The sequence below is a fragment of the Mesorhizobium sp. M4A.F.Ca.ET.050.02.1.1 genome (genome assembly GCF_003997725.1).
Taxonomy (GTDB): Bacteria; Pseudomonadota; Alphaproteobacteria; order Rhizobiales; family Rhizobiaceae; genus Mesorhizobium.
In genome coordinates this window covers 1-999 of the sequence record NZ_RZSG01001256.1, presented here as the reverse complement: position 1 = coordinate 999, position 999 = coordinate 1, and the positions used below count along the sequence as shown (strand labels likewise).

1 protein-coding gene is annotated in these 999 nt (G+C 65.6%); it reads right to left on the bottom strand.

Annotated features, from left to right (window positions below):
* The coding region (locus EOA33_RS36755) for a sugar phosphate nucleotidyltransferase (protein WP_190234517.1) at positions 1-999 on the bottom strand (999 nt) is incomplete at both ends.

Below are 999 nucleotides of genomic sequence, written 5' to 3'. Positions count from 1 at the left end.
CGCCAGGCGCCACTTTCGATGACGCGATCATGCGCCGGCGTGAACCTCGTTTCCAGCCGGCCCGACTTCTCCAGCTGCTCGACGATCTTCTTGACGTGCTGGCTGTGGCTGACGGGTGCCACGAAGGTAGCGTCGGCGGTCGAGACAATGGCGACGTCCTTCATGCCGATGGCCGAAAGCAACCGGCCCTCGCCGCGGATGTAGGAGTTTTCGCAATCGATGGCGACGACATCGCCGACGATCACATTGCCGTCCTTGTCTGAAGGGCCGACGTCGAGCAGCGACTGCCAGGAGCCGAGGTCGTTCCAGCGGAAACCCGCCGGCACCATGGCGATGCCCTTGGCCCGCTCCATGATGGCGTAGTCGATCGAGGTCGAGGGAATGGCGGAATAGAGATCGAGCGGCATATAGAGGCCGGAAAGATCCGATGTCGCCGCCTTGTAGGCGGCTTCGGTGGCCTGCCAGATGCCGGGCTGGAACGCCGCGAAGGCGTCACGCATGGCGCCGGCGCGGAACAGGAAGATGCCGGTATTCCAGTAGAAGGTTCCGGCTTCGACATAGGCTTGCGCGGTGGCGAGGTCGGGCTTCTCGACGAAGCGCGAGACATCGAAGATGCCGTCGGTGTCAGCGGCGACTTCGATATAGCCATAGCCGGTCTCGGGCTGGGTCGGCTTGATGCCGAACACCACTAGACGACCGGCGCTCGCCGCCTCCGCTCCGGCTTCGACGCTGCGCCAGAACTGCTTGGCGGTTGAAATCTGGTGATCGGACGGCACTACCAGCATCAGGCTGTCGCCAAATTCGGCGAGCGTGCGCAATGTGGCGAGTGCGACAGCGGCCGCGGTGTTGCGGCCGGCCGGCTCGAAAAGCGGGCCGCCGCCGGCGAGGTCGAGCCCGGCGAGGTCGACATGGACGCGCTCGGCATGGCGCTCGGAGGCGATCAGGAAGATCGGTGTTTCGCCGGTGGGCCTCGCCGCCAGCCGGCGCAAGGTCTTGGCC